This is a genomic window from Vibrio sp. 10N.222.46.A1, assembly GCF_041473595.1.
In the GTDB taxonomy this organism is placed as follows: domain Bacteria; phylum Pseudomonadota; class Gammaproteobacteria; order Enterobacterales; family Vibrionaceae; genus Vibrio; species Vibrio tasmaniensis_A.
Map to the genome: position 1 here is coordinate 1 of NZ_JBFRSN010000839.1, position 7097 is coordinate 7097.

7 protein-coding genes are annotated in these 7097 nt (G+C 44.0%); 5 read left to right on the forward strand and 2 right to left on the reverse strand.

The features are described 5' to 3' along the window. Both AB4496_RS20790 and AB4496_RS20795 read right to left on the reverse strand, forming a co-directional pair. On the reverse strand, positions 1 to 533 hold a 533-nt coding region (locus tag AB4496_RS20790), incomplete at its 3' end, for a TolC family protein (RefSeq protein WP_372087771.1). Between the two features lie 213 nt (positions 534 to 746). Then, on the reverse strand, positions 747 to 974 hold the full coding sequence (locus AB4496_RS20795; RefSeq protein ID WP_009846577.1) for a hypothetical protein: 228 nt from the start codon (positions 972 to 974) through the stop codon (positions 747 to 749). A gap of 661 nt (positions 975 to 1635) precedes the next feature. Between AB4496_RS20795 and AB4496_RS20800 the strand changes: the two genes are divergently transcribed. The 5 genes from AB4496_RS20800 to AB4496_RS20820 form a co-directional block, all read left to right on the forward strand. Further along, on the forward strand, positions 1636 to 3246 hold the full coding sequence (locus AB4496_RS20800; protein ID WP_170962726.1) for a sensor histidine kinase: 1611 nt from the start codon (positions 1636 to 1638) through the stop codon (positions 3244 to 3246). Between the two features lie 69 nt (positions 3247 to 3315). Then, positions 3316 to 4011, forward strand: a complete 696-nt coding sequence (locus AB4496_RS20805; RefSeq protein ID WP_009846579.1) for a response regulator — start codon at positions 3316 to 3318, stop codon at positions 4009 to 4011. 437 nt (positions 4012 to 4448) lie between these two features. Then, complete coding sequence (zwf, locus tag AB4496_RS20810; protein ID WP_029222938.1) at positions 4449 to 5951, forward strand: glucose-6-phosphate dehydrogenase; 1503 nt, start codon at positions 4449 to 4451, stop codon at positions 5949 to 5951. Continuing rightward, positions 5948 to 6664: a 6-phosphogluconolactonase gene (pgl, locus tag AB4496_RS20815; protein ID WP_012603788.1), complete on the forward strand. Its 717-nt coding sequence runs from the start codon at positions 5948 to 5950 to the stop codon at positions 6662 to 6664. Before zwf ends, pgl begins: the two co-directional genes overlap by 4 nt. A gap of 28 nt (positions 6665 to 6692) precedes the next feature. After that, on the forward strand, positions 6693 to 7097 hold a 405-nt coding region (locus AB4496_RS20820; RefSeq protein WP_372131841.1), incomplete at its 3' end, for an NAD(P)-binding domain-containing protein.

The window sequence follows — 7097 nt, forward strand, 5'->3', positions numbered from 1 at the left end:
AAGTAATATTTACTTAAGTCTTCGTAGCGAGCCTGTTTCTCCATCAGAAGTTGGCTTTGCGCTTCTTCGCTTTTACCTTCGGCAGCAGTTTGCGCAGCGGTAATTCGTCCGCCAGTAAAGATAGGCCAAATAGCACGGATGGAAGAGCTGAAGATGTCTTGTTCGGTGATGGTTGAGGTAACACCGCCAAGCCCACTTAATATAGGCTGAAGAATACCTCCAACTGCACCTAAATTTGGCACGCCGCTTAAGCTATTTTTGAACTGTTCACCATTAATTGTCACATCACTATCAAGGTGCGTGTAGTTAGCCCCCAAGGTGATCGAAGGTAGATTAAGGCTGCTGGTTGAATTCTGAAGGTGTTGATAACGCTCAACGTTAGCTTGTTGAGCTGCAAGTGAGTTGTTGTTCTCTTGCAATATTTGCCACGCTTCAGAAAAAGTGAGCGGGGCAGAGAAAACTGGCGAAGCAAATGTGCCGAGAAGCATACTGGCGAGCGCAAGGTGTCGGAATTTTGGTTTGGTCATCTGCATTAAATACCATTTAGAGTATTAGCTCTAATGCTAACAGGGTGATAGTCATTTGTCTTGAGATGATTGTCTCACAGGATTATAAACCCTCATAACTCGTTAAGTTAATGTAATAAAGTACGTGATGCGAGCAACAAAGATCACTGAAACGAAAAGAGCACGACAAAGCGTGCTCTTTAAGTTCAGTATAGAAGTGTTCTTACAAAATGAAGTGGCTTATTTAAAGCTAGGACAATGGTGATCGGCGCGCCACACCAATTGTCTTGAACCTTGCATTGTTTGTAATAAATCTCTACCTGACATTTGCGGGAACGCTAACAATACCTTGAGATCAAGAGGAGAGGTTCCGTCTTTCTCATAGGCTCTTACATGAGTAAAAGTCGATTGTAAGTGTTTGAACAGCATAGTCTTAGTAAGACAAATTCCAAAGTTATCGCGTTTCATTGCCTGGTTTCCTTTTCAACAATGTTTATACGTTATGTTTTTTATCCTGTTTCTATCGGACGTTGCCACTGATCGATACTTCCTGCTCATCAATGTTTTATTATTGGGTGCTGATTTATCAGTCACCTCTGAGTTGTCTACTGGCCTGTCGCGTAAATAGAGATGTATGAATGAGGTTAGGTAGGTAACCTGTTTGTTCAACAATCGTAACGACGAGCGTGCAACTTTTAGTTATAGATACGTCCAGTGAGCGAAGGGTTGTTGCCTTTTTGTTAACCTAAATTTCGATTTAAAGCGCGGTCTGAAAATGAGGACTTATGGCTTGGCAACAACGAACCCCTTCATATGCAACTATTATAATTGTATTTATTTTAAACAACCTAAAAAACACCTAAAAGCTTAGTGATCTAGCTCAATATTCATTCGTTTACTTTGCTTTTTAAGCTAATCCGTTCTAAAAATGAACGATTAATCGAAATGAATAACGTAAAGGATTATCAATTAACAATCTGCTCAATTATTTAGTTGAGTAACAGTCACAAATTCGCATAGCTAGAAAGGTCATGCGGTTAACTTAGTGTTAACATCATTCGTCTAACACTAGGGACGGTGGAATATGAAATGGAGCAGTATCAGTTTCCGTAAAAGGTTACTGATTATCATGACGGTCACTGGCCTTGTTGAGCTTTTGATACTCTCAGGTGCTGGTTTTTACTACATCAAACAATCTCAAGAACAAGAGATGGGTTTGAAAGCGTTAGGTGTTGCTGAATTTCTGTCTGAATCGCCACTTGTCACCAGCATTATTCAAGAAAATGGAACGATGGGCCCTAATGGCGCTCCCTACGTTCTGTCTGAAGAAACTCAAGTTAAATTTCGAAACCTTACCCAGCTCATTGGCGCGGCGTTTATCGTTGTGGGAGATGATAAAGGTATCCGCATGATTCACCCTTATGATGACCGGCTTGGTAAACCCATGCGCGGTGGTGATAACCAAAAAGCATTGGTGTTGGGTGAATCTTATGTGTCGACGGCCAAAGGATCACTTGGTTTTTCTGTCCGTGGTAAATCCGCGGTTAAAGACCCACAAGGCACTGTCATTGGCGTGGTGTCGGTTGGCTACTTGTTGGACTCGTTACAAGACAGAATTGAACCTTACTTAGCCTTTTTGATTGTGATGGCGTTGCTGGTGGTTGCCGTCAATGCGGTGATTTCAAGCTATGTGTCTCGCCGTTTTCAGCGCGCTATTTTAGGCTTTGAGCCTGAAGAAATTGGCCGCTTATATGTAGAACTTGATGTGACTATGAGTACCGTGAAAGAAGGTATTTTGAGCATTGATAAGAACGGCATTTTGCGCTCAATAAACAAAAGCGCGTGCGATATTTTGTCCATAGACCGAGATAAAGCACTCAATCAGCAACGTCTATCAGATGTATTAGCGGGCAGTGACTTAGAACAGCTGTTATCGACTGGCGATACCGATCACGATGTTGAGCTGTACCTGAACAATAAGCGAATCATTGCTAATCGCAGCCCAATTATAGTGGCTGGTGAGGTGGTAGGGGCGGTATCCAGCTTCCGATTGCGAGATGAAATCAACGATTTAACAGACCAGCTCTCACAAACCAAAGAGTATGCTGATCTACTGCGTTCGCAAACCCATGAGCATCAAAATAAGCTAAACACCATTAGTGGCTTGATTCAAATGGGCGAGCTGGATTCTGTTCAACAATTGATTGGTCAAGAAACCGCTCATTACCAGAGCTTAATTGAGTTCTTAAGAGAGACAGTGAAAGATCCATTGATTGCAGGCATGCTTTTAGGCAAAACAGAGCGAGCTCGAGAGATTGGTTTGGAGCTTAAAGTTGAAGAGGGGTCAAGGCTTGAGGCATTACCCGCTTGGTTAAACGCAGAGGATGTCGTGACGATTCTTGGCAACCTGATTGATAACGCGTTTGATGCAACCATGATGGCAATTAAACAAGAAGGGCCAATAGCACCAGCTCGTCGCGTAATCGATGTGTCGATCAGCGATTTTGGCAATGAAATTATCGTAGAAGTAGAAGACAAGGGCTGTGGTTTGCCGAAAGACTTGGCGACCAAAGCACTCACCGAAAAAGGCGTATCGAGCAAAGCGAAGCAGAACAGAGGTGTTGGTTTGTATCTCATTAAGCAACTTGCAGATCGTTATCAAGGGCAATTAGAAATGGTTGATAACCCTGATTTTGGGTCACGCATGACGGTGTATTTACCGAAAGAAGAACAACAATAATAATTGAGCACGGAGCGATCGAGTAAAGATCGTAGTGACGGAAAAAGCATGGTTAAAGGAAGAACATAAATGAACGCAATCACGAGAGTCATGGTCATTGAAGATGATATTGCGATTGCAGAGCTTCACCATCGTTATTTAGAACAGATGGGAGGCTTTGATGTGGTCGGGATTGCGACCACACAGTCTGAAGCATTAATGCAATTGGACATCTTAAAGCCTGATTTGGTTTTATTGGATGTGTATCTACCGGACGGATGCGGACTTGATATTTTGAACCACGTTCGTGGTAGTAATCAGGGATGTGATGTGATTTTGATTACTGCTGCCCGAGATGTCGACACCTTGCAACAGGCGATGCGTGGTGGAGTCGTCGACTATTTACTGAAACCTGTGATGTTTCCTCGTTTGGAAGCGGCACTGAAAAAGTATCAGTCACAGCAGCAAGAGTTTGAAAGTGTGTCTGACTTAAACCAAGGCTTGGTCGACAAGATGCTCCAAGCCAATGCCAAGGCAGATTCTCGAAAGGTTTCTACGTTACCTAAAGGGATCGATGGTGTAACGCTTGATAAAATTAGAGCTATTTTCCAACAAGCCGACATCGCTGATATTACTGCGGATGAGGCAGGCGAACGCATTGGAGCAAGCCGAACCACCGCTCGACGCTATTTGGAATTCCTTATCACGACTGGCGAGTTAGTGGCTGACTTAAATTACGGGTCAGTAGGTCGCCCAGAACGCTGCTACAACAAAGCTAGAAGATAGATTTAGCGACAACAAGTCACAAAGATAAACGCGATGCTATCAAATAAATATAAAGCCAGTTGAGTAAGCTGGTTTTGGTTTTTTCTCCCTTTCTTATTGCTCACTCCACCGACCAGATACCGTTCTTTCTTGACTACAATGTTTGAGAATGCCGATTTGCTTCTTCTTCCAGATAGAACAGCTGACTTATCGATTATAATTTGTTCGAAATCAGTCAATATTTAATCGATTGCTTTCACAGTGGTTGATGTAAATCAAATACTCATAGACAATACTGTCCCGAATAGAGGTGATAGCTTTCACCCTCGTTTACCAAACGCATTCTCAAGTGTAATAGGCACTCGCTATTGATGTAATAGCCAAGACCTATTATCTATTTTCGTATGTCGCTGATACCTTTGGCGAATACTAAAAACCTTGTTTTTATAGGAAAGATGATGGTAATACCTGAAAACAGCAGCATCGTTATTTTTGGTGCGTCGGGAGATCTAACTTACCGCAAGTTAATTCCTGCTTTGTACCACCTGTATGCTAGCAATCAACTTCCAGAATCCTTTGCGATTCTTGGAGTGAGCCGTACTGAGTACAGCGACGAGTCTTACCGTGAGAAGCTGAAGAAGTCTCTTCAGGAAATGGAAAAAACTGAGCCAGAGACGCTGAATGCATTTATTGAACATCTGCATTATCAAGCGATCAACACTTCAGATGTAGACGATTACGCTCGTCTAGCACAACGTCTGGATAAGCTTGAGCAAGACTACCAATTCGAAAACCATAACACATTGTTCTACTTGGCAACCCCGCCAAGCCTTTACGGTGTGATTCCAGCAAACCTTGCTGCACATGGCCTAAACGATGAGAAGAACGGCTGGCGTCGTCTGATTATTGAGAAGCCATTTGGTTACGATCTAGCATCAGCTCAAGCGCTGGATGAAGAGATCCATCATCACTTCCAAGAACACCAGATCTACCGTATCGACCATTACCTTGGTAAAGAAACGGTACAAAACCTTCTAGTGCTTCGTTTCTCAAACGCGATGTTTGAACCTCTGTGGAACCGTAACTTCATTGAATACGTTGAAATCACAGGTGCTGAGTTCCTTGGCGTTGAAGAACGTGGCGGATACTACGATGGTTCTGGCGCAGTTCGTGACATGTTCCAAAACCACCTGCTACAAGTGCTAGCAATGGTTGGTATGGAGCCACCTGCTCAAATCAATGCAGATTCTATTCGTGATGAAGTGGTTAAAGTACTTCAGTGTCTGAAACCATTAGAAGAAGATGATTTGCGTAAAGACTTAGTGTTAGGTCAGTACACAGCATCAGATGTTCGTGGTCAGCACTTACTAGGTTACCGTGAAGAGCATGGTGTCGCAGACGACTCTCGTACTGAAACGTACATTGGTCTTAAAGCACACATCAATAACTGGCGCTGGAATGGTGTTCCTTTCTACGTACGTACGGGTAAACGCTTACCAACACGTGTGACTGAAATTGTGATTCACTTTAAGAACACACCACACCCAGTGTTTGGTCAAGATGCACCAGAGAACAAACTGATTATCCGTATCCAACCGGATGAAGGTATTCAGATGAGCTTTGGTTTGAAAGAGCCAGGTGCAGGTTTCAAAGCAAAAGAAGTGAAAATGAACTTCTCTTACTCTGATCTGCCTGAGACTCAGATGCTAACGGCTTATGAGCGTCTTCTTCTTGACGCACTGAACGGTGATGCGACTCTGTTTGCACGTACCGATGCAGTAGAAGCATGTTGGAAGTACGTTCAACCGATCTTAGATTTCAAGCAAGACCCTCAAGCACTGTTTGGCTATGCTTGTGGTACTTGGGGCCCACAAGAAGCCGATGAGCTTCTGCAGCGTGATGGCCGCGCATGGCGTTTCCCATGCAAAAACTTAACAGATACGGATTACTGCGAACTATGATCAATCACAAGATCTTTGCAACGCCTGAATTAGTCGTTGAAAACCTAGCAAACGAAATGAAAGCTTACAGCGAGCAGGGCAAGCCTGTTCACATTTCATTGTCGGGTGGCAGCACGCCAAAAATGCTTTTCAAGCTTTTAGCTCAAGCGCCATACGCAGAAGGCATTCAATGGAATAACCTTCATTTCTGGTGGGGCGACGAACGTTGCGTTGCACCTGATGATGCAGAAAGCAACTTCGGCGAAGCGAACGCGCTACTTTTCTCGAACGTGAACCTTCCTGCTGAAAACATCCACCGCATCCGTGGTGAAGATGAGCCAAAAGCAGAAGCAGAGCGTTTCGCGAAAGAGATGGCAGACGTGATTCCAACAGAAAACGGCACGCCTGTTTTCGATTGGATCCTGCTAGGTGTTGGCGCAGACGGCCACACAGCTTCACTATTCCCGGGTGTAACTGACTACCAAGATGAGAACCTATCTGTATTAGCTTCTCACCCAGAGTCGGGCCAGATCCGTGTTTCTAAAACAGCGAAAGTTTTAGAAGCAGCAAAACGAATCAGCTACCTAGTACTGGGTGCAGGTAAAGTTGAGATCGTTAAAGAAATTCATACAACTCCTGCTTCAGAACTGCCTTACCCGGCAGCGAAAATCCAGTCTAAAACTGGTGAGACAGAGTGGTTCCTAGATTCAAATGCAGCAAGTGCTATCGCATAAGTGCGAATAGCCGCAAGGAGATAAAATAATGAAAGGTGATATCGGTGTAATTGGCCTAGCAGTAATGGGTCAGAACCTTATCCTAAACATGAACGACCACGGCTTCAAAGTTGTGGCTCACAACCGTACTGCTGCGAAAGTAGACGAGTTCCTAGAAGGCCCAGCTAAAGGTACTAACATTGTTGGTGCTTACTCTCTAGAAGAGCTAGTTGAGAAGCTAGAAGCGCCACGTAAAGTGATGCTTATGGTTCGTGCTGGTGATGTTGTAGATACGTTCATCGACAAGCTTGTACCACTTCTAGACAAAGGCGACATCATCATTGATGGTGGTAACACTAACTTCCCAGACACTAACCGTCGTGTTGCCGCTCTTCGCGAGAAAGGCATCCACTTCATCGGTACGGGTGTTTCTGGTGGTGAAGAAGGCGCTCGT

Coding starts and splice junctions, on each gene's coding strand:
- pgl (WP_012603788.1), top strand. CDS start 5,948: ATGATCAATCACAAGATCTTTGCAACGCCTGAATTAGTCGTTGAAAAC.
- AB4496_RS20795 (WP_009846577.1), bottom strand. CDS start 974: ATGAAACGCGATAACTTTGGAATTTGTCTTACTAAGACTATGCTGTTC.
- zwf (WP_029222938.1), top strand. CDS start 4,449: ATGGTAATACCTGAAAACAGCAGCATCGTTATTTTTGGTGCGTCGGGA.
- AB4496_RS20805 (WP_009846579.1), top strand. CDS start 3,316: ATGAACGCAATCACGAGAGTCATGGTCATTGAAGATGATATTGCGATT.
- AB4496_RS20800 (WP_170962726.1), top strand. CDS start 1,636: ATGACGGTCACTGGCCTTGTTGAGCTTTTGATACTCTCAGGTGCTGGT.